Source organism: Isachenkonia alkalipeptolytica (genome assembly GCF_009910325.1).
In the GTDB taxonomy this organism is placed as follows: Bacteria; Bacillota; Clostridia; order Peptostreptococcales; family T1SED10-28; genus Isachenkonia; species Isachenkonia alkalipeptolytica.
In genome coordinates this window covers 43,745-65,611 of record NZ_SUMG01000013.1, presented here as the reverse complement: position 1 = coordinate 65,611, position 21,867 = coordinate 43,745, and the positions used below count along the sequence as shown (strand labels likewise).

The 21,867-nt window shown below is 47.5% G+C and carries 15 protein-coding genes; 12 read left to right on the top strand and 3 right to left on the bottom strand.

All coding sequences use genetic code 11. The annotated features are described in order from the left end of the window. Positions 1 to 269: 269 nt before the first annotated feature. From ISALK_RS10395 to ISALK_RS10385, 3 genes are all read right to left on the bottom strand, one after another. Positions 270 to 701, bottom strand: coding sequence for a hypothetical protein (locus ISALK_RS10395; RefSeq protein ID WP_236660350.1), 432 nt, complete (start codon positions 699 to 701; stop codon positions 270 to 272). Positions 702 to 1,191: 490 nt separating this feature from the next. Beyond that, complete coding sequence (locus tag ISALK_RS10390) at positions 1,192 to 2,373, bottom strand: LCP family protein (protein WP_160722002.1); 1,182 nt, start codon at positions 2,371 to 2,373, stop codon at positions 1,192 to 1,194. A gap of 250 nt (positions 2,374 to 2,623) precedes the next feature. Next, on the bottom strand, positions 2,624 to 3,673 hold the full coding sequence (locus tag ISALK_RS10385) for an LCP family protein (RefSeq protein ID WP_160722000.1): 1,050 nt from the start codon (positions 3,671 to 3,673) through the stop codon (positions 2,624 to 2,626). Positions 3,674 to 3,916: 243 nt separating this feature from the next. Between ISALK_RS10385 and ISALK_RS10380 the strand changes: the two genes are divergently transcribed. From ISALK_RS10380 to ISALK_RS10325, 12 genes are all read left to right on the top strand, one after another. Continuing rightward, complete coding sequence (locus ISALK_RS10380) at positions 3,917 to 5,995, top strand: SpoIID/LytB domain-containing protein (RefSeq protein WP_160721998.1); 2,079 nt, start codon at positions 3,917 to 3,919, stop codon at positions 5,993 to 5,995. 131 nt (positions 5,996 to 6,126) lie between these two features. Further along, the gene (locus ISALK_RS10375) at positions 6,127 to 7,023 is read left to right on the top strand and encodes a hypothetical protein (RefSeq protein ID WP_160721996.1); all 897 of its coding nucleotides are present in this window, start codon (positions 6,127 to 6,129) and stop codon (positions 7,021 to 7,023) included. Then, entirely contained in the window at positions 7,004 to 8,350 is a 1,347-nt protein-coding gene (locus ISALK_RS14945) for a cohesin domain-containing protein (protein WP_201756898.1), read from the top strand. Before ISALK_RS10375 ends, ISALK_RS14945 begins: the two co-directional genes overlap by 20 nt. A 136-nt stretch (positions 8,351 to 8,486) precedes the next feature. Beyond that, complete coding sequence (locus ISALK_RS10365; protein ID WP_160721994.1) at positions 8,487 to 10,487, top strand: LCP family protein; 2,001 nt, start codon at positions 8,487 to 8,489, stop codon at positions 10,485 to 10,487. A 149-nt stretch (positions 10,488 to 10,636) separates the two neighbouring features. Then, positions 10,637 to 11,266 (top strand): sugar transferase, encoded by a 630-nt coding sequence (locus ISALK_RS10360; protein ID WP_160721992.1) that lies wholly within the window; start codon positions 10,637 to 10,639, stop codon positions 11,264 to 11,266. A gap of 33 nt (positions 11,267 to 11,299) precedes the next feature. Beyond that, on the top strand, positions 11,300 to 11,941 hold the full coding sequence (locus ISALK_RS10355; protein WP_160721990.1) for an acetyltransferase: 642 nt from the start codon (positions 11,300 to 11,302) through the stop codon (positions 11,939 to 11,941). A 77-nt stretch (positions 11,942 to 12,018) separates the two neighbouring features. Next, positions 12,019 to 13,191, top strand: a complete 1,173-nt coding sequence (locus tag ISALK_RS10350) for a LegC family aminotransferase (protein WP_160721988.1) — start codon at positions 12,019 to 12,021, stop codon at positions 13,189 to 13,191. Then, positions 13,191 to 14,378 (top strand): glycosyltransferase family 4 protein, encoded by a 1,188-nt coding sequence (locus tag ISALK_RS10345; RefSeq protein ID WP_160721986.1) that lies wholly within the window; start codon positions 13,191 to 13,193, stop codon positions 14,376 to 14,378. Before ISALK_RS10350 ends, ISALK_RS10345 begins: the two co-directional genes overlap by 1 nt. Before the next feature lie 66 nt (positions 14,379 to 14,444). Next, positions 14,445 to 15,758 carry a nucleotide sugar dehydrogenase gene (locus ISALK_RS10340; RefSeq protein ID WP_160721984.1) on the top strand — a complete coding sequence of 438 codons (1,314 nt, stop codon included), beginning with the start codon at positions 14,445 to 14,447 and terminating at the stop codon, positions 15,756 to 15,758. Between the two features lie 122 nt (positions 15,759 to 15,880). Next, positions 15,881 to 17,032, top strand: a complete 1,152-nt coding sequence (locus ISALK_RS10335; RefSeq protein ID WP_160721982.1) for a glycosyltransferase — start codon at positions 15,881 to 15,883, stop codon at positions 17,030 to 17,032. Between the two features lie 12 nt (positions 17,033 to 17,044). Continuing rightward, positions 17,045 to 18,229 carry a glycosyltransferase gene (locus tag ISALK_RS10330; RefSeq protein ID WP_160721980.1) on the top strand — a complete coding sequence of 395 codons (1,185 nt, stop codon included), beginning with the start codon at positions 17,045 to 17,047 and terminating at the stop codon, positions 18,227 to 18,229. Positions 18,230 to 18,289: 60 nt separating this feature from the next. Continuing rightward, entirely contained in the window at positions 18,290 to 21,604 is a 3,315-nt protein-coding gene (locus tag ISALK_RS10325) for an N-acetylglucosaminidase (RefSeq protein WP_160721978.1), read from the top strand. Positions 21,605 to 21,867: the final 263 nt, after the last annotated feature.

Here is a 21,867-nt window from a genome sequence, read left to right as displayed (position 1 = left end):
ATAGGTTTGAAATGCTACAGAATAAATTCAACCTACGAAGCTTCGGAAGCCCATTTCGGAAGCCCCAGCTATGATAGAATATCACAGCTTGCAACAGCACCGATCAAATCGGTAGTAAAGCAATTAATTTAGCCGGCAGGAAACTTTTCAATAAAAACCCTTAGAAATAAGAGAATGAAATAAACGCCAGGCAGATCCCTTAAGAGACAGGAATCCGTCTGGCGTTTTTGTATGTAGGATTTACAAGGCCTTTTAGCTGGCCACAAGGACTAAAAAGGGATGTCATCATCTTCGTCCTCAAAGGGGTCCATACCCATTTCCTCCCAGGTAATACCATAGGGAACTCCACCGGAGGTATACCCTGCTATGTAATAAAAGGTTTCGTCGGAATCAGAATCCTCCTCTAAAGCCTGGGCTTGTTCTTTTTGTAATTTACGGAGTTTGCTTGCTTTCTCCTTGTTTTTTGCAGTTTCTTTAAGCTGCTTAATATACTCGGGGTCAATCTGAACTCCTAGAATTTGCAGCTCATTAACGGCGGAGAGCCTGTCCACTGCAAAATGCTTGCTGTAACCTTTTACGATGTTTTCCCCCTCATATTTTGGGAGCCATGTTTTTGCCGCCTGTAGCCTAGAGGCTTTATTCATTCTTTTACGTCTTAGAATATTTGATTTCTTCTTGTTTTTCTTTTTCTTTTTCTTCATGTTGTCTTATTTTGCCCTCCTTGTTTGTCATTATTTCTCTATCGCACATTCATTAAAACGCGGTCGCTAGATTTTTACGAAGTTTGCAGTGCTTTTGCTAAAGATCCACTGAAAGTATGGTAATTAACCAACGGGTAAGTCGATATTGCAGTATGCTTTGCCGATCCATAGAGATAATCGAGAGTAATTCATACCGTGTTCGGGATGACAGAAACGCCGGCCTGCTTTCACTCAGTGTCTTTTATGTCGTGGGGCTTTAATGGGGGCCAGAGGATTTTGCGGTGTTCGGTATGACAGAAACGCCGACCCGCTTTCACTCAGTATCTTTTATGCCGTGGGGGTTTAATGGGGCCAGAGGATTTTGCAGTGTTCGGTATGACAGAAACTCCGTCCCGCTGTCATCCCGCTGTCATCCGGTACCGTTGTCATCAGGAGTGGCTGTAGCCTTCAGCCGTGCTGAAGGATGACAAAAACTCCGTCCCCCTGTCATCTACGGGGCCATGTCCTCTATGACAATCCGGGCATTCTCTACAGGGACGCGGTAGTAATAGATATCCTCATGGAAAAAGCCGCTCCCCGGCAGGGTTCGAAGATCCATGGCGGAAAAATCCAAGTCGTTAAAGGCGCCCCAGTGATCCATAATCAAGCCGGGACCGATGTCCGTTCGAATATAGGGGGCGATCTGCTCCATGAAGGTAAGGGCTTCCTCCATGGAAAGCTCTGAGCGGATGGTGCGAAGCATTTCAAAGAGCACCTGCTGCTGCCGTTGGATCCGGCCCAGATCGCCGCCGCTTCCTTCTTTCAGTTGTCGAGCTCGGGTGTATTCCAAGGCGGCTTCTCCGTCCAGGTGGGTGGTTCCTTCTTCAAATAGTACCTTTCCGTCTTTTTGGACTAAGCGTTCTGGAATATCCATGGTAACCCCGCCCAGGGCATCCACGCTGTGTTCGAATCCTGCCATATCCACGCGGATATAATGGTCTATGGAAATGTTTAAGAAGTTTTCCACCGTATCCATGGCGAGGGAAGTGCCGCCGTAGGCCGTGGCATGACCAGCCTTGCTGTATCCCTGGCTTGGAATATGAACATAGGTATCCCGGGGGATCGAGAGAATTGCCGCTTCTTCGGTTTCCGTATTCAGACGGGCCACCATGATGGCGTCCGAACGGCCGGGTTCATCGATGGCCTCGTCCAGACCCAGCAGCAGGATGTTTAGATGCTTCGGGTTTTTACGGGAGCCGGAGGAGTGATAAAGGGGACGGTCAATCTCTTGAAAATCCCATATGTTTTCTCCGGTAATGGAAATCAGGTCCAGGTCTTCGTGGACCCGGTCTCCTCCGGGGAAGTCGTCGGTTGGTTTATGTTCTTCAGATTCTTGATCCCCCGCTGTATCGGTTTCATCTATATCTTCCTCGTTGTAATCCCCCTCGTCCATGTCTTGATCCTCCGGCAGGGGGTCCTCAATGTAGTCCTCCCTGAAATCCTCGTCCTTTGGGTCTTCACCCTCCCCTATTTCCTCTTCCTCTAAAGGATCGTGGACGTTTTGGTACACTCGATACATACGAACCCCGGTGGTGATTCCGTAAACCGCCAAAGGAATTAGAAGAGCCAACACAAAAACCAGTAGGATTTTTTTCCTTTTATCAATGGTTTTAAGTTTATTTAGCAAACGCATATTTACAACTCCTTAAGGGATCACTTTTATAAAGCTCCTAATCGTTTTATACCCAAAAGAAGGAAGAAATAAAAAAAAGCTCTCCCCTTCCGGAAATTTCAGGAAGGAAAGAGCTCTAAGCCTATATTGAGTTTAAGGGTTCGTATCTCAAAATGGGCTATAAATCCCAACCACAGGAGGAACCATACGGGAAGGCTGAAAAGGGTGACAAAAACTCCATCCCGGTGTCATGTTCCGTCCCCCTGTCGCACTATTGGGTTAAGCTTTTCATGGTTTCCCGGGCATCCTCGATGGGAACCCGGTAATAATAAACCCCTTGGTGCATTATGCTGTCACCGCTGAGGGTTTCTATCTCAATTGCGTTTAAGTTCAATCGATTAAAAGCGTTCCAGTGGTTTGCTACCAGCCCGGGACCGATGTCCATACGCATATAAGGGCTGACATCCTCCATAAGGTTTAGGGTTTGATTCAAGGATAGATCCTCTCGGATGATTCGGAGCAATTCCATGACCACTTGTTGCTGGCGTTTGATTCGGCCGAAGTCGCTGCCCTCTCCTTCGATCAGTTTTCTGGCCGATACATAATGAAAGACGTCACGGCCGGTCATATGCTGGGGGCCGGGATCGAAAAGATGCTTACCGTCGTGTTGAACCATGCGGTAAGGCACATCGATTTGAATGCCTCCTATGGAATCGATGCTGGCTCGCAGGCCTACCATATCAAGGCGGATATAATGGTCAATGTGGATGTCCAGGTAGCGCTCCGTGGTTTCCTTTAGAAGTCGGGTACCGCCGAAGGCGGAAGAATGATTAATTTTATCATAGCCTCGGTCAGGAATTCGCACGAAGGTATCTCTGGGGATGGATAATATGGCCGCTTCTTCGGTTTTTGTATTAAAGTGAATGACCATGATGGTATCGGATAAGGTACTGCTTCGATGATGGTTGTCATCCACTCCCATTAATAGGAAGTTTAAATGATCGGGGTTGGGCTCTGATCGCTCTGCTTCATAAAAAGGATCATCGACAAACTTCATGGCCTCTACCTCATCCTCGGGCATAGATTCAGCGTCAACGTCTTCTTCATAATCATCATCAGAGTCTTCATCAACTTTGGTTTCTTCCGGCTCATAGGCTTCGAACTCTTCATCGTCCAAGGATTGGTGAACCGTATTATAAAGGTTATAGATCCGAGCACCGTAAACCAAAATCGGTATGGCAACAATCAGTCCTACAATGACAAGAATTCGTCGGATCATTTTTTTTCTTCTGGATATAGACTTTCTTTTTTTTCGTGGCAAAAGGGTTCCTCCTTGTAAAGGTGTTTGGTAAATGATAATTATTATTTGACAATCAGGGGTGGTAAGTTGAACTGCCGCTTCTATAGGCGGTACAAATGGATAAATTCGGTTCATTTTATCATACCATTATTTATCCATAAAAACAATTTTCCCGGAGGAAAAAAGGAATCGAATTGACATTTTCTAAGCAATTCAGTATCATTGTTGTAATATCAATTGCAACGTCTGTAGGAGGCTTTGTTTATGAAAAATGCCGGGATTTTTTTCATCGTTATCATAATATTCATTATTCTTGTCCCCATGAACTTTGATGCTACCGCAGAGCGGGACTACTCCGAGATTCGAGTAAAGATATCCACCGGGGGTTCAACCCTGCGTATCACCACAAAGGGAGATTATTACATATCGGAAAAACCGGAAATCTTTATCGAACCGGGGAACTATACCATAAAAAAAACGTCAAACAACAAAGTACATATAAAGGGAAATCAAGTTGATGAAAAGATTTCCAATAGCCTGACCTTAATACCAAGGGATGAAAAATACACCCTGCATCTTAAGGGGACCGACCACGGAGATATTGACTATTTAGGTCAGATGCAGTTCACAAGCAACCAAGGCAGCCTCCAGGTAATCAATCAGGTAGCCTTTGAAAAATACCTGTACGGAGTGGTGGCCTACGAAATGAGTAACAGCTTCCCGTTAGAAGCTTTGAAAGCCCAAGCGGTAACCGCTCGGGGATACGCTGCAAAACGAATGGACGGCAGAGGGGATTATGACTTGGTGGACACCACAGTGCATCAGGTATACAAAGGGTATAACCCCAGGTACGAACGTGCGATCCGAGCCGTGGAAGAAACCCGGGGCCAGGTTCTTCAGTACCAGGGGAAGGTGATCGACACCTTTTACGCCGCCTCCAACGGAGGACAGACGGAATTTCCGGGAAGTACTTGGGGAGGAGGAGCCGAAAAAAATAGAGAATTCCCCTATCTAGTCCAAAAAGAGGATCCCTATGATCTTCGAAACCCCGCAAGTCTTACGGAAACTTTTTATGTCCCGAAGAAGATTACCGAGGATTACGGAATTTTTGATAATCAGGAAATCGTTCGAATCGACACCGGGGAAGGACATTCCTTGAATGTCCGGAGGGGACCGGGAACAACGTACAGCAGCATGGGTCAGGTAAGTCGTGATACGACGCTTCCCTATATCAGCACAGAGGGCAGTTGGTATAAGATTTGGTATCAATCGGGAGAGGAAAGAAAAGAGGGCTATGTGCACCGGGATTATGCCCTAAAAGAGACCACGGAGGAAGAGAAGCGATATCAGTATTTCAGTCCTGTGCTTCAGGAGATGCAGAGGAGAGCCTTTGAGAAGTTAAGAGAGCAAGGCATGGATATAGAAAACAAACACGACCTTAAGTTAGTGGAGATAACGTCCTTGAAAAACGGAAAAGAGCGTTACCCGGGAACCGGCAGTCGAAGCTATGTAACCGCCGAGGGGAAGGTTTTGCTACAGTATGATACCCCAAACACAAATGGCTCCGGGAAAGGAGATCTCTCGGAGAAAAAAGAAGTGGAAATCGATCTGGTTTTGATGAGGCAATCGCCGAGGGGCACCTATCTTCTGGGACATCCCTATTTCAACGGAAATCTTCGAATGCGCAGTGTGGAAGATGCCGAGGATGGCTACAACTTTGTGAACCGTCGTTTCGGTCATGGGGTGGGCATGAGCCAGCGGGGGGCTCAACAAATGGCTGAGGAAGGGAAAGGGCATAAAGAGATCCTCGCCTTTTACTTTGACGGAGCCAAGATCCTTACCCTGGATACAACCGGTCCAACCTTACCGGAGCCGCCGGAGGATGAAAACGATGAAGACAATCCCCCGGGGAAAAATTTTAAAATCATCAGTGACCGCTATAAGATAGAAGAAAAAACCATTACCAAAATCCCTCCGAAAACCTCGGTCGAAAACTTTTTTAACGAAGTTACCATAAAGGAAGGCTCCCTAAAGCTTTTCAATGCCAAGGGTGAGGAGAAAACTTCCGGTAGCATGGCCACCGGTGATGGAGTAAAGGTTCTTAACGATGACGGGGAAGAAGTATTAACAGATTACCGAGTGATTATACTGGGGGATATTAACGGCGACGGAGATATTACCATTATTGATTTATTGAGACTACAAAGATACTTGCTAGGCCTGACCGATCTGGAAGGGTCACCCCTTAAAGCCTCGGATGTAACCCGAAGCGGTGATGTGGGGATTCTGGATCTGTTAAGGCTACAAAGACATTTACTTGGGATGATCAATCTAACGCAGTAAAGGGTGCTGATATGTATACAAGAGATATGAAGAGGCAAGATTTAAAAAGGGACAATGGAGTAAGGACAATAGACGGCAATGAAAGGCAGAAGATAAGAACGAAAAACAGGGTTCTCTCGGTGATGTTTCTCATGATCATTGGCTTTTTTTTAAGTCCCGGCCCGGTTTTTGCAGAGGATGTGGGTCTTCAAATTGAAGCAGGACCCAATGGGGTTGTCGCCGGTGAAGTCATCACGATCTACGTAGGCTTTGAGAGTGATCAAAGCATCGGTACCATTCATGCGGATATCATCTACGATGATGAACGCCTAGAATACCAATCGGGAGGGGGGAACGTCGCTCAATTTGGACAGGGCAAGGGAGTGATCTCCGACAGTGTAAACAGCCCCTCGGATAGTCGAGGGTATGAGTTTGTCTTTTTAGTAAAAGATAGTGGACCGGCGGAGTTCGTAGTAGAATTCTCGGAAGTTATTTCTTATGAACAGGGCAACTATTTAGGAGGTCCTACGGAGAGCCTGGTACTGTCCTTTGATGAAGCATCGGAAACCGATGAAAATCAAGAGGAAAAGTCCGAAGAGGAAAAGGGTGAACAGGGTGTGGACGATGAAAAAGCCCTAAATACCCTTCAGTCATTTCAGCTTTTTTCCATCTATCAACAAATTTCCAAGGCTGAAATGAGCATACTACATATAGGTGAAATCCCACTATCGGTATACCGCACCGAGGATCTGCCGGAAGACGTCTATCTGGTCACTGCAAGGGCCCAGGAAGGGAAGCCGAAGATTTACTTTTATGATCAACGGGAAGGCACTTTGCAAAGAGCCGCAGAAGAAGAGATCATCGTTGAGAAGGAAGTTGAAGTCCAGGGTCAAGGAGAAAGCCGAAGGGAATTCTTGCTCTGGCCGATTACCTTACTGATTGTCCTGGCAACGATTTTAATTTTAGCCATTGTACTCCTGGAGCAACTCCTTGGGGAAGCAAAATCGAATAAACAACGGAGGAATCATCATGAAACCAAAGAAAAATAAACTTTTGCTAACGATTCTTACGATAATGGTCATTTTTAATCTGCATCCAATCCATAGTTTTGCTCAAGCCGGTGCAACCATTAGTCTTAGTTCTACAACCATTGAAGAAGGTGACTCCGTCACCGTTACCGTGAACTTCAATGCATCGGATATCGGAGCCGTAAGTGGGAATGTGAGCTACAACGCCGATGTACTGGAGTTTGTTAGTGGAGATGGGGGTAATGCAGGGGGCGGAAGCGGCACCATCGCAATCTTTGCAACTTCATCGGAAACCTCCCGGCTTCAGGCGACCTTTACCTTTCGAGGAAAGAAAGAGGGAACCGCAAACTTTGCAATAAGTAGCAGTCAGGTCTACGATATGGAAGAAGAGTTGTTAGGAAGTCCAACGGCCTCTACTTCCATAACCGTAAGCAATCCGGAGCCAGAGCCGGAGCCAGAGCCGGAACCAGAGCCAGAACCAGAGCCAGAACCAGAACCAGAGCCAGAACCAGAACCGGAACCGGAACCAGAACCGGAACCAGAGCCAGAACCGGAGCCAGAACCGGAACCAGAACCGGAAGAAGATACAAATGAAACGGAGGACGATGAACACAGCGACGGTACAGATCAAGAGGAAGAAGAGTCCGCTGAAGCTGAAGACGATGAAGACGACCGGGTAAGAGAAGCCCTCATAGAAATCGGTGGCGAACAGTGGCAACTTCAAGAAGCTCTTGAAGAGAGCTGGCTGCCGGAAGGCTTTGAAATCATGGAAATAGAATTTGAGGGTCAGCCCGTAGAGGCCGCTCACAGTGAGGCAAAAAATCTGACCCTGCTTTATTTAACCGATGAAAATGAGGAACACGGAAGGTTTTTCATCTATGATAACCAAAACCGGGAGCTGTATCCGTATATTATTATTAGTGCCGGTGGAAATTATACCCTTTTGTCCTTCAACGATGACGAGGAAGGGGACATGAAGGAGGATTTACCCGAAGGCTACCAAGAGGCGGAGCTGACCATAGAAGATATGACAGTGGATGCTTGGCAACTGGAAGGTGGACAAAAACCGGAGTTCTATCTTGTATACGCCAAATATGAAAATGAAGAACCGGGTTTTTACTTGTATGATGGGGAGGAAAACACCCTGCAGCGCTACTTTGATCGGTCGGTGGAAGTGGAAGTTGTCCAAGAGGTGGAGGTTCAAGGGGTAATCGAAGAAAAAAGCTTTTTTGGTAGGCTACAAGAGGATCCCACCCTTATGGGAATCTTTATCCTACTGGTCCTAACGAACATCGGCCTGGCCATGGGTCTTGGCAAAACCCTTTACGAAAGAAAAAAACTTTTCTAAAATGCAAAACTCCAGTATAATATATAAGATGGCCGGTGGTATGGCTAAAATAATAAACTGGTGAATACTACCGTTCATAAACCTTAACTTGGAAACGTTGATAGGAAAATCTATGATTAACTGTGAGGTAAAAGTAATGAATAAACAAATGAGAAAATGGTTTATGTTGTTAATGATCCTAACGATGATCCTTTCTTTCGGCATCGCCGACATTTATGGGGAGGAAGACAGCCGTGCCCTTCAACAGGAAACGGAGGAAGCTGCTGAAGAAGAATCGGAAGAAGAAACCGAGGAGGAGACAGAACCCGAGGAGGACCCCGAGGAAGAACCTTCGGAAGAGGAGGCCCGGGGCAACATTCGGATTCGCTATATTGACAGCGAGGGCAACCCAGTGGGGGATTCTGTCCTTCATCAGGACCTGCCCCTGGGAGAACACAGCTATTCCGCGAAAACCATCTCCGGATATGATTTAGTAAGTCCCCGAAGCAAGTCCGTAACCCTGACCAGGGACGGAGAGCTTTTGGTATTGGACTTTGAGTATGTGGAGGCTCCGGAAGAGAGGGAAGAGGAACCGGAAGAAGCTCCGGCAGAGGAAGAACCCGCTGAGGAAGCTCCGGCCCCCACACCGCCTTCCCAGGCGCCGGCAGTGAAGGGGACGGTTGTGGTGCAGTACCTGGATGCGGCCGGGGAAGAAATTCGGCAAGAGGATATTTTTGATGAGCTACCCGCAGGGGTCCATCATTTTCAAGCCATTGAAATTGAAGGCTATGAACTGTCCGACGAAGCGTCCAAGGCCATGGAAATCACAGAAAACGGTCAGCGTGAGACCATCAGCTTTACCTACACGCAAACCGACGAGCTTATAGACGATGAAGAGGAAGAAGAAGAGGAGGAAGACCGCCGCAGAGGCTTTTTTGCCTGGTTGTGGAGAAATCCGATTTTCGGCATGGTTTTTCTGCTGTTAATTCTGATGATTATCGCCTTGATCTTTTTATTGCGCTCCCTTTACAAAACCCGGAAAAAACGGCGGATGGATCGTGGACCAAGGGACGCCGGAGAAGAAAAGGCCCCGAAAGGAAGGGGTGAAATGGGAGCTGGAGGCCTTGGTGAACAAGGGCGCCCCGGGGCAAAGGAAGGGGCGAAGGAAGAGGAATCACCCTATGAAATTGTTCCGGGCCAGGATCCTTCTTCAAAGGCAACGGAAAAGAAACCGAGCCTAAGTCAAAAAAAGCGGCGAAGACGGGCGGTACTGATCATCATCGGTGTGCTGGTGGCGGTGTTATTACTGGGTTACGTTGGCGCTCTTTATCTACTGGACCGGATCGAACGGGAAGAAATTGCCCGGGACGATGAGTCCCTGGGGATTGAAGAGGAAGGGAGCCGTGGGGTGACCAACATCGCCGTATTCGGTATTGACTCCGCCGAAGGGATGCGGGGGCGGAGTGACGCGATCATGATTGTAACTTTGGATGAGAACAACGATAAGATTAAAATCACCTCCATTATGCGGGACTCCTATGTGGAGATCCCCGGACGGGGCATGGACAAGGTAAACCACGCCTATGCCTTTGGAGGGCCGGAGCTGGCCATCAAAACCCTGAACCAAAACTTTAGACTGGATATCCGGGATTTCGTTTCCGTGAATTTCAATTCCATGCCGGCGATCATTGATGCCATGGGTGGTATTGAGCAGGAAATTACCGACCGGGAAGCAACCCAAATTAAAGGACTGGAAAGGGGAGGCACCTATACCTTAACCGGAAGGCAGGCTCTGGATTTTTCCAGAATCCGAAAGATCGACTCGGACTTTGAGCGAACCAGAAGGCAGCGGGACGTTATGGAGGCCACCATTCAAAAGGGCCTCAACGCCCCGGTGACCTCTTATCCCGGGATGATGAACGACATCTTTCCTCATATGACCACAAATATGTCTTCGAACTATATGCTGAATATGGCAAGAAAAGCCGTGACACAAAACATTCGTACCATCGAACAGGTGCAGTTTCCCACTTCGGATCTTGCCCAGGGGCAGATGATCAACGGGGTGTACTACTACGTGTTTGACCGGGCGGAAGCAGCCAATCGACTGCGAGCTTACCTCTATGAGGATCAGCCCATGGAACAAAGTACCGACTAAAGCCGGGCTCCCTTTTGGGAGCTTAGCTTGATTAGAGGAGAAAACCCTTAATAATCTTGAAATCAACGGAAAAAAAAGGTATGATTATAGGGATATGGTTTCATGGAGCAAATGTATCACAATGCCAGAAAAACAGAAAAGGTGAAGTTATGAGAACAGTCAGATTAAGCATCAAACGACTACTGGATATTGTCCTGTCTTTACTGGGGTTGATTGTGTTAAGTCCCGTGTTTTTGATCACCGCAGGGATGATTCGAAAAAAGATGGGAAGCCCGGTTTTTTTCGTCCAGGAGCGACCGGGGAAGGATGGAGAAATATTTAAAATGATTAAGTTTCGTACCATGTTAAATACCCGGGATGCCCAGGGCAATCTCCTGCCCAACGAACAGCGCCACACCAGGTTCGGAAAAATGATGCGAAGCACCAGTCTCGACGAGCTTCCGGAACTGATCAACGTTTTGAAGGGAGAGATGAGCCTGGTGGGACCAAGACCCCTGTTGGTGGAGTATCTCCCCCGGTACAATAAGCATCAGGCCCGGCGCCATGAAGTGCGGCCGGGAATCACCGGTTGGGCTCAGATCAACGGACGAAACACCATCTCCTGGGAGGAAAAGTTTGATTACGACGTGTGGTATGTGGACAATCTGCGGATCACCTTGGATATAAAAATACTTTTTCTTACGGTGTTTAAGGTTTTTAAACGCCAAGACGTAAACAAAAGTCAGCAGGTTACCATGGAGAAGTTTCAAGGGACGGATTTGGACCGGGAAAAACAATGAAGAAGAAAGAGGCAAATAGAAGGAGAAAAGAAGATGGATAAAAAGGAAATTTATATCATCGGCGCCGGTACCTACGGAGAAGCCATGCACGAGTTGGCAGAAACCCTGGGGTATACCGTAAAAGGTTTTTATGACGAGGCCGATGAAAAACAAGGTGCATACATTATGGGGGCCCCGGTGCTGGGAAAGGTTTCGGCGTTGAGCCAAGACTTTTTCCCCGGGAAGCGGTTTATCGTAGCCATTGGAAACAATAAAATCCGCCGAAAGATCATGGAAGAAATTGACCATAACGGGGGAGACACTCCCAATATGATCCATCCCGCCGCCACCATCAATAAGAGCGCAACCCTTGGAAAAGGGATCTATATTCAAGCAAATGTATATGTATGGACAAAAGTTACCATCGGCGACTACTGTATCATCAGTCCCAATGTAGTAATCGCCCATCACACCAAAGTAGGAAAAGCCTGCTTAATTTCCACCCTTTCCGGGGTGGGGGCCTCCATCGATATCAAAGAGGAAGTCTTTGTGGGCATGGGTGCCACCTTGGTTACGGGACTTTCCCGTATTGGAAAAGGGGCCACCATCGGTGCCGGCGCCGTGGTGTTAAAAGACGTGGAGGAAGACTCCATCTACGCCGGGGTGCCTGCAAAGCTTATAAAGAAAAAGTCATAGGAAAGAACCGAAGACTGAACATCGAAGGAACTGACAATAAAACGGCAATTTGTTTCAACCAAAAAAGGAGGAGCACTATGAACAATAAGATGATTCCCCTGTCTGTACCGAACTTGTCCCTGGACATTCTGGAAAATGTAAAGGAGACCATTGAAACCGGATGGGTGTCCACCGGGGGTCGATTTATTGAGGAATTTCAGGAAAAAATCGCCGAGTATCTAAAAACCCCTCAGGCTGTGGCCCTGCAAAGCGGAACCGCGGGATTGCACCTGGCATTGAAAGTACTGGGGGTGCAAAGTGGTGAGGAAGTGATTGTGCCCACCCTAACCTTTGTGGCTGCGGTAAATCCGGTAAAATACCTGGGGGCAGAGCCGGTGTTTATGGACTGTGATCCGAACCTAAACATGGACATGGATAAACTGGAAGTATTTTTGGAGAAGGAATGCAGCTTTACAGACGGCGTGCTTCGAAATAAAAAAACGGATCGGATGATTCGGGCCTTAATTGTGGTCCATGTATTCGGAAACCCGGGAAATATGGAGAAGTTGATGGAACTTAGTGAAAAATATAACTTAAAAATCATCGAGGATGCCACGGAGGCCCTGGGGTCCTATTATACCCAAGGGAAATATCAAAACCGGCACTGCGGAACCATCGGTGATATCGGAGTGTTCTCCTTTAATGCCAATAAAATCATCACCACCGGCGGCGGTGGCATGGTGGTTGCCAAAAAAAAGGAGCATTTGGAAAAAATTCAGTATTTAGGGGTTCAGGCAAAGAACGATTCCCTGTACTTTATCCACGATGAGGTAGGCTATAACTACCGAATGACCAATATCCAAGCCGCCTTCGGATCCGACCAGATGGATCGACTGGAGAGCTTTATTGAAACAAAGCAAAAGAATTATCAGCGATATAAAAAAGGCATCGAAAAAATCCCCGGCCTCCGTCTCCTGCCCTTTCGAGAGGATACCCGGGCCAATCACTGGTTTTACTCGATTATCGTGGATGAGCAGGCTTACGGCATCAATCGGGATCAGCTGCTGAAATACTTAAATGATGAAAGCATTCAAACCCGGCCCCTATGGAGCCTGATCCACAAACAAAAGCCCTACCAAAATAATCAAGCCTATGATGTAAAACAGGCGCCCTTTTATGAAAAACATCTGATTAATATTCCCTGCAGTTCCAACCTCACCGAAGAGCAAGTGGACCGGGTGCTGGAGTATTTAAGAAAGGCGAGGCCCTAATGATGAAAATGTTATACCTGCATCAGTATTTTAAGACCAATCAAAGCTCGGGAGGGACAAGGTCCTATGAGTTCGCCAAATTTTTGGGCGACCGGGGAGTCAAGGTTCATGTGATTACGGGGATTCCCTCGGAGCCCTTAGACCATGAGAAGATAAAGGTCTCCTCCACGGGGACCGCCTACAACAATAAAATGTCCAAATCCCGAAGAATATTATCTTTTCTGGATTACAACCGCAAAGCTTTTTTCAAAGGATGGAAGGACAAGGAGGCTAAAGTGATTTTTGCCACCTCCACCCCTTTAACCATAGGCCTTCCCGCCGTGCTATTAGGGAAGCTTAGAAAAAGGAAACTGATCTTTGAAGTACGGGATGTATGGCCGGATGTGCCCATTGCCCTGGGCTACATAAACAACAGGGTGGTAATCAAACTGCTACAGGTCTTTGAAAAGTGGATCTATAAAAACGCTGCTCATATCATTGTGCTTTCCGATGGAATGCATGATAACCTTCTGAAAAAAGGGGTGCCCGAAGAGAAACTGACCACCATTGAGAATATGGCCAATCTATATTTATACGATGAAGAAAAGGAAAACAATACTCTGGCTGAAAACAATGCCCAGGGAAAGGAAAAACCCTTTACCTGTATTCACCCCGGCACCATGGGCCATGTAAACGGGCTGGACTTTATACTGGATGCCGCAAAGCTGACCCTGGCTATGGACCCGGGGATTCATTATCTCTTAATCGGTGACGGAAAACAAAAAGAACACCTGCAACAACGGGTAAAAGAAGAAGGCCTGTCCAATGTGATCATCGAAGATGCCAAACCCAAGGCGGAAGTGGTGAAAAATATCCTCAGTGCGGATTTGGGTCTGATGTGTGTGGACAATCAATATAAAATCCTGGAGGACAACAGCGCCAACAAGTTTTTCGATTTCCTCGCCGCCGGTCTGCCCGTGCTGATTAATTACGGTGGATGGCAAAAAAGGGCTCTGGAGCAGCATGAATGTGGGAAGGCGGCCACAACCCCTGAGGCCCTGGCCGAGGAAGTGACATCCTTAAAAAAGGATCGGGAAAGGCTACAAAAAATGGGGAGAAACGCAAGGAAATTGGCCGAAGAAAAATACTCGGATAAAATAGCCAAGGAAAAGCTGATAGCAATCGTCAACAAGGTATATAAAGCGTAAAAACAACTTCAAAACAGGAAAAAACCTGGCATAAATTGAATACCAAATGAATAGGGGGATCAGTCAATGAACATGTATCAGGATATTGTAAACAGGAAAGAAAAAATTTCGGTCATCGGACTGGGCTATGTGGGTCTGCCGCTAGTCGTGGAATTTGCGAAAAAGTTTGATGTGGTAGGGTACGATACCAATAAGGAAAAGCTTGCCCAGTACCATAAGGGGATTGACGTTACCGACGAAGTGGGCGATGAAGCTCTTCAGGCTTCCACGGCGGTACTTACCGACAAAGAAGAGGATATTAAGGAATGCCGCTTCCATGTGGTGGCGGTACCCACACCGATTAATGCGGATAAAACCCCGGATCTGACTCCGGTGATTAAAGCCAGTGAAACCGTGGGAAGAAATCTTACCAAAGGTTCCGTGGTGGTTTATGAATCCACGGTTTATCCCGGCACCACGGAAGAAATTTGCATTCCGATTTTGGAAAAGATTTCGGGACTCACCTTTGGAAAGGACTTTACAGTGGGATACTCCCCCGAGCGAATCAATCCCGGGGATAAGGTCAATACCCTAACGAAAATTGTTAAAGTGGTTTCCGGCTCCGACGAGGCTTCCTTGGATTTGATTGCGAAAGTGTACGAGGCCATCATTGAAGCCGGGGTACACCGCGCCCAGACCATTAAGGTGGCGGAAGCTTCGAAAGTCATTGAAAATTCTCAGCGGGATATTAACATCGCCTTTATGAATGAGCTGGCCATGGTCTTTAATAAAATGAACATCAACACCCAACAGGTATTGGAAGCCGCCGGCACCAAGTGGAACTTCCTTAAGTTTACCCCCGGCCTGGTGGGCGGACACTGCATCGGCGTGGACCCCTACTACTTTACCTACAAGGCAGAGCAGCTGGGATATCATTCCCAGATTATTTTAGCCGGCCGTAAAATCAATGACGGTATGGGGAAGTATGTAGCAGAGAACACCATTAAAAAGCTGATCAAGTCGGGAAAAATCATCCAGGGCTCAAAGGTGGGAATTCTTGGCATCACCTTCAAGGAGAACTGCGGCGATGTTCGAAACACCAAGGTGATTGATATTATCAAAGAGTTGGAGGAATATGACCTGGAGGTTCTTGTCCACGACCCGGTAGCCGACAGAGAAGAGGTGGAGCGGGAATACGGCATCACCCTTTGTTCCAAGGAAGAGATGAAAGGCCTCAGTGCTGTGGTTTTCGCCGTAGCCCATGATGAGTTTAAACAACACTATGACCTAAAAACCATCGGAAATATGTATGGGGATCCTGTGAAGGTAATGATCGACGTGAAGGGGATCATGGATCCCGATGTAATGGAGCAGGAAAACTATCATTACTGGAGTTTGTAGAAAACAGCAAGGAAAAAGTGAACAACCGAATAATCGGCAGCATACCGAAAAATCAAACAATAAACACAAACCACAGGGAAGCGATGCGTCGCTTCCCTGTTTGAAAAAAAAGGATGAGACGGATGAAACTGTTACATATTTGTTCTTACTATATCGGCAACCGGCTATATAAAAATATGGTAAAGGAACTGGCGAAAAAGGGGCTGAAACAGGAAGTGTTTGTTCCGGTTCGGAAAAAGGAGCTCCATGGGGTAAACGCCCTGGATCAAAACCGTTACCCTTCGGTCAATTATTACTTTCCCCACATGATCAAAAAACATCATCGTTATTTCTATTTCCAAAAGATCCGAAAGCAACAAAGGGTGTTGGAGGAACAGGTGTTAAAGAAGGAGTCCGTGGATTTGATCCATGCCCATACCATCTTCAGCGACGGGGGTACGGCCTACCGGATCCACAAGAAGCATGACATTCCCTATGTGGTCAGTGTCCGGGGAACGGATATCAACCGGTTTTATAAAAAGGCCCTTCATTTACGCCCCTTTATGTATAAGATCTTACAAGAGGCCAAGGCCGTGGTGTTCATCTCCCATGCCTATCAAAACTACCTTTTGTCCATGCTTCCTCCAAAGGTTGCCGAAGGTCTTAAGGAAAAAGCCCTGGTGATTCCCAACGGCATTGAAGGCCACTGGTTAGAGGAAGGCCCCCCGGAAGCATCCTTAGAGGAGGAGAACGGGGAAAAAGAGCTTCACCATCCCACCTGGCTTTTCATCGGCGTCTTGAATGAAAACAAAAACGTGGGCAGCATTCTAAAAGCCTTAGCCGCCTTCACACTGCGGGGAGAGAACATGAATCTTAAAATCATCGGTTCCGGTCCCCTGGAAGAGGACTTGAAAAAACAGGTCAAAAGCTTAAACCTGGAAGACCGGGTTACCTTTTACGGCTACGTTACCGACCCGGAAAAAATTCGAAGAATCATGGCCACAAGCGATCTTTTCATAATGGCCTCCCACCGGGAGACCTTTGGGCTGGTCTATGTGGAGGCCCTAAGCCAGGGTCTGCCTATCCTTTACAGCAAAGATCGGGGCTTTGACGGATTTTACCACGAAGGTGAAGTGGGGTACTCCGTAGATCCCGAGGACCCGAAAACCATTGAAGCGGGAGTTGAAAAGATCCTGGATAATTATCACCGCCTGAGGAGAAACGGCAAAGAGCAGGCAAAAGACTTTAACTGGCAGACCATTGCTCAGAAAATGATGGAAATCTATGAATCCTAGGAGGACGCCGCTGTGACAAAGAAACCCTTAAATATTTTCATCCTTGCCCGGGGCTATCCCACCGAGGCCTACCCCATGAACGGCATTTTTGAGTTTGATCAGGCCAAGGCCTTAGCGGACCTGGGCCACCGGGTGACCTACGGGGCCCTGGATCTTCGGTCCCTTCGGAAAAAAAGGTCCTGGGGATTTGAACAAAAACAACACCGGGGAGTCACGGTAATCGCCTTAAATCTTCCCGTGGGAAATATCGGGAAGAACCTGACACAAAAAGTTCGAATCACCGCCCTTGAGAAACTCTATAAAAAAATGGTAACGGAGCGGGGAAAACCCGATGTGGTCCATGCCCAGTTTATCAATGTGGGTCACGCCGCAACCAAGGTTCTGAAAAACCGAGATTTTCCCCTGGTCTATACCGAACATTACTCCGGTCTGAATCAGGAGGTGCTGGATCCTAGGCTTCAAAAACTAGGGGAGGAAACCTACCGGGAGGTGGATCAATTTCTCGCAGTCAGTCAGTACCTGGCAGAAAATCTAAACAGACATTTCGGAATCAGGCCCCGGGTGATTCCCAATATTGTAGATACCGGTCGTTTTCAGTACGATCCCCATAAGAAAAAGACCCCTCCCTCTGAGTTTCACTTCATTTCCGTGGGTAGCCTTCAAAAACATAAGGAGCATCATCTGTTGATCGAAGCTTTCTTTGAAGCCTTTTCTAGGGAGAAGGGCGGCGAGGAGCATCCATTAGCCCCTAAGGGAGTAAAACTGTATATTTACGGCGGCGGCCCGGAACGGGAGGCCCTGCAAACCCTGATAACGGAAAAAAACCTTGAAACCCAAGTGTTTTTAATGGGCCAGCAGCCCCGGGAGACCATAGCAGAGAAAATGCAGCAGTCCCAGGCCTTTGTCCTGGCCTCGAAACTGGAGACCTTTGGCGTGGCCTTTATAGAGGCAATGGCCGCAGGACTGCCGGTGATTTCCCTGGCAAAAGGGGGTCCCCAGGGCTTTATAACAGAAAAAAATGGTATTTTGGTCCCGGGGGGAGACCGGGAGGATCTGAAACAGGCTATGATCCGGATGGTTCAACGCATTGATCAGTATGATCCAAGCACCCTTTCTCAGGAAATGAAGGAAATTTTTTCACCGAAAAAAATTGCCGAAGCCCTGGTAGATGTGTATAATGAGGGTATAAAAAACTGACAGCCCGGAGAAGACAAAGAGGATAAGCCAAAGAAACCGAGACTAGGAGGAATAATATCCATGAAAAACTACAGAAAATCGGATTATGTCCGAAAGGGAGATGCTATCAAGGCGGCGATTTGCACCACCTGCTTTGTGGCCCTTCTAACGTCCTACAGCTTTGCCGACGAGTTAAAGCCTAAAGAGGATGAAGCCTCACCGAAGATGACCACAGAGGAATCCGCTACATATGAAGCGTCGGAAAGCAAGGAAGAAAAGGAACAAGAGGAAAAAGAGCAGAAGGAAGAAAAGGAAGATCAGGAGGAAAAGGATGTAGAGGAGAAGGAAGAAGAGGAAGAGAAGGACAGTGAAGCCCTGGCGGTACAGGTGGAGAGTATCCATAAGGAAGCGGAAGACAAATCCGCCGATGAACTTTATGCCTTCGCACAAGAGCAGGTAAATGCTACTTCCCTGTACAATGCATACTTAACCGGTCATCTGAACTATCCCGAGGATGAACGATTCCAGCAGGGGCTAAAAGAAAGCACGGAAAATCTTCTCCGTTGGTCTCAAAACCAACACAACAACGGGAACCTGAACACTGCCATAAGGCGCTACCAATTAATACTGGAAAATAAAGAGGTCCACCGCACCGAAATTGTACAGTCCGTAGAGGAAAGCCTTAAAAAAGCAGAAGCGGGTACGGTTATTGAGCGGGTAGCGGATCAAATTACAAAGAACGATGATACCGGCTCCGCCACCACTTTATTTACCAACTATCTGGACAAGTATGAACTGTATCAATGGAATGAAGACTATCGAGACCGCACCCTTTCCGTAACCCAAAACCTGATGGGGTGGAGTGAGCGAAACCACAACCGGGGTAATTTCAGTGTCGCGGCCGAGCGCTACGAAACCATTATTAACCGGGGAGAAGGCATTTCTTTACTCGAGGACTCTGTAAAGAAGGCACAGGAACTTTTGGCCCTTGCCGAGGACCAGAGTTTTTCCACCTCCGATGAACAGTTTGAATACGCCGATGAACAAACCTCGGTTACCTCCCGGTTTACGGCCTTTAGTGAAGGGTTGGACGCCTTTCCCGGGGAAGAGCGAATGGAAAAGGGGTACCTGGAAAGTGCCGAGATGCTTTTAAACTGGGCCCAAAATCAACACAACAATGAAAACTTCTCCACGGCGATACAGCGTTATGATCTATTACTGGAAGAACAGGACCGGTTGCCCGAATCCTTGGTGGATGCGGTTAAAGCCAGTAGAGAGAAAGCACAAAGCGGGGTAGCTATAGAACGGGTGGCAAGAAAAATACAGGCCAATGAAGACACCGGCTCCGCCACCACCCTGTTTCGAAATTTTGTAGGAAGCTTTGAGATCTATCAGTGGAATGCAGAGTACGTAAAGGGAACCAAGAAGGCCACCGACAACCTTTTTGGATGGACCCAGCGAAACCATGACCGGGGCAATTTTGATGTGGCCGCCACAAGCTATGGCCGGATCATTGATGAGGCCGGAGACATCGAGGTGCTACGAGATACGGTACAGGAGGCTGAGGACCTGCTACCCTTTGCCGAAAACAACAGCTTCCCCACGGCGGATAGACAGTTCCAGTATGCTGACGGACAAACCAATGTATCCTCTAGGTTCCAGGCCTTTGTGGACAGCTATAATGCATATCCCGCCGACAGCCGATTCCAGGAGGGACTGGAAGAGAGCGCCAGAAGCTTGATTAACTGGTCTCAAAATCAACACAACAACGAAAACTTCTCCACCGCCATTAACCGATACAACCGTTTAATCGACGCCGAGGAGATCATCGATGAAAAGATCATCAATGCGGCCAAGGCATCGAAGGAACGGGCGGAAAGGGGTCAAGGGATTGAACGGGTAAGAGACCGCATGGCCACAATCGAAGAAAACGGTGGGGCCACCTCCATGTTTACCGGCTATACCGAGGACTTTTTCATCTATCAGTGGCATGAAGAGTATGTATCCAATATGGTAGACGCTGCGGAAAATCTTCTGGGCTGGAGCGAGCGACAGCATAACCGGAAAAATTTCTCCACCGCCATTGCCCGGTATGAAACCATTATCAACCGAGCAGCGGATATTCCGCCCCTTGCCTATATGGTAAACCAGGTCACCTTTTACAGTCAGTTGGCGGAAAAGGAAATTATTATCGAGGACAACATGTTCGTAATGTTTACCAACTACAATAAAACCTTTGAGGAAGCCCTGGCGAATCAAATGGCGAAAAATCCACAAACCGATTTATACGGCGGAGGATGGCAACGGGCGAAGGAATCGGATGTGGCAAGACATCTGGACCCCACCCGGTACTATAATGAAAGCTTATTGAGTAACAACAACCAAGGAGAGATTATAAAGGTTACCACGGCCTCTTTAAATATGCGAAGCGGCCCGGGCACCAGTAACGGCGTAATCACCTCTCTCAGTCGAAATGAAGTGTTTGACGTATTGGACCGGTCCAACGGCTGGTATAAAATCGAAAAGGACGGAGAAACCGGTTGGGTATCCGGGGACTTTGTAGCCCTTAAGGATAACTACCAGGCCATATCCTCCATCGGCGTACGGGTGGATGTTAGCTCCTTAAGAGTACGAAAAGGACCGGGCACCTCCTACGAGCACTTAACCAGTGTCAGCCGGGGAGAGACCTTCCATATTATCGAGCAGTCCAACGGTTGGTACAAAATCAGCACCAACGGTACCGAAGGATGGATTTCCGGGGATCATGTGGAAATGGTACAGCAGGTACCAAGAAGCATGTATCAGTTCTATATTCTTTCCGGAAGCTCTGGGGTCACTGAAAGCACCCTGCGGGACGAGCTTAAAGGAAAAGGAGTCCTAGAAGGTATGGAGCGGGCCTTCCTGGAAGCGGGAGAAAAGTATAACGTCAATGAGGTGTATTTACTATCCCATGCTTTCTTGGAAACCGGAAACGGAACCTCCCGACTGGCCACCGGCCTGTATGTGGACACCGAAGGAAACTATCTATCCAATCCCGATTCCGTTCCCTCATCGGAGCGAATAAAAGTATACAATATGTTTGGAATTGGAGCCTTTGACAGTTCCGCCCTTCGTTCCGGAGCCGAGCGGGCCTTTCGGGAGGGGTGGTTTACCCCCGAGGACTCCATCATCGGAGGCGCCGACTGGATTTCCAGAAACTATATCAACAACCCCACAAGAAAACAGGACACCCTGTATAAAATGCGTTGGAATCCTGCCAACATCACCACGGGCAGTCCCCAGTACGCAACGGACATCGGTTGGGCCGTCAAGCAGACCAGCACCTTGGATCTGGTCTTTGACATCGCCCTTCGAAACAACATCCCCCTACGGTTTAACATCCCGGTATATAAGTAAAAGTAAGTTGGAACGTTAAAAAAAATCATTGGTTTTTTAAATAATTCCCTTTTAAAAGGAAAAGCCCTGGGTAAATAGAAGGATGCCCGGGCTTTTCTTTTTTCGTTTTTTGTGACCGGGGACTTAAATTAGAGAAAATAAAGAAAAAAAGCAGGAATTCTGAAAAACTACGGCGAATATATACTACTGTAAGAAATATTAAGTGAAACAGGATAAAAAAATTTAAAACAGTAAAGGGGGGAAGAAATCATGGGAAAACATAT

Bases quoted from the DNA above. Each gene is read 5' to 3' on its own strand.
- ISALK_RS10375 (WP_160721996.1), top strand. From the start codon at position 6,127: ATGATCATTGGCTTTTTTTTAAGTCCCGGCCCGGTTTTTGCAGAGGAT.
- ISALK_RS10395 (WP_236660350.1), bottom strand. From the start codon at position 701: ATGAAGAAAAAGAAAAAGAAAAACAAGAAGAAATCAAATATTCTAAGA.
- ISALK_RS10380 (WP_160721998.1), top strand. From the start codon at position 3,917: ATGAAAAATGCCGGGATTTTTTTCATCGTTATCATAATATTCATTATT.
- ISALK_RS10340 (WP_160721984.1), top strand. From the start codon at position 14,445: ATGAACATGTATCAGGATATTGTAAACAGGAAAGAAAAAATTTCGGTC.
- ISALK_RS10325 (WP_160721978.1), top strand. From the start codon at position 18,290: ATGAAAAACTACAGAAAATCGGATTATGTCCGAAAGGGAGATGCTATC.
- ISALK_RS10345 (WP_160721986.1), top strand. From the start codon at position 13,191: ATGATGAAAATGTTATACCTGCATCAGTATTTTAAGACCAATCAAAGC.
- ISALK_RS10335 (WP_160721982.1), top strand. From the start codon at position 15,881: ATGAAACTGTTACATATTTGTTCTTACTATATCGGCAACCGGCTATAT.
- ISALK_RS10365 (WP_160721994.1), top strand. From the start codon at position 8,487: ATGAATAAACAAATGAGAAAATGGTTTATGTTGTTAATGATCCTAACG.
- ISALK_RS10390 (WP_160722002.1), bottom strand. From the start codon at position 2,373: ATGCGTTTGCTAAATAAACTTAAAACCATTGATAAAAGGAAAAAAATC.
- ISALK_RS10355 (WP_160721990.1), top strand. From the start codon at position 11,300: ATGGATAAAAAGGAAATTTATATCATCGGCGCCGGTACCTACGGAGAA.
- ISALK_RS14945 (WP_201756898.1), top strand. From the start codon at position 7,004: ATGAAACCAAAGAAAAATAAACTTTTGCTAACGATTCTTACGATAATG.
- ISALK_RS10350 (WP_160721988.1), top strand. From the start codon at position 12,019: ATGAACAATAAGATGATTCCCCTGTCTGTACCGAACTTGTCCCTGGAC.
- ISALK_RS10360 (WP_160721992.1), top strand. From the start codon at position 10,637: ATGAGAACAGTCAGATTAAGCATCAAACGACTACTGGATATTGTCCTG.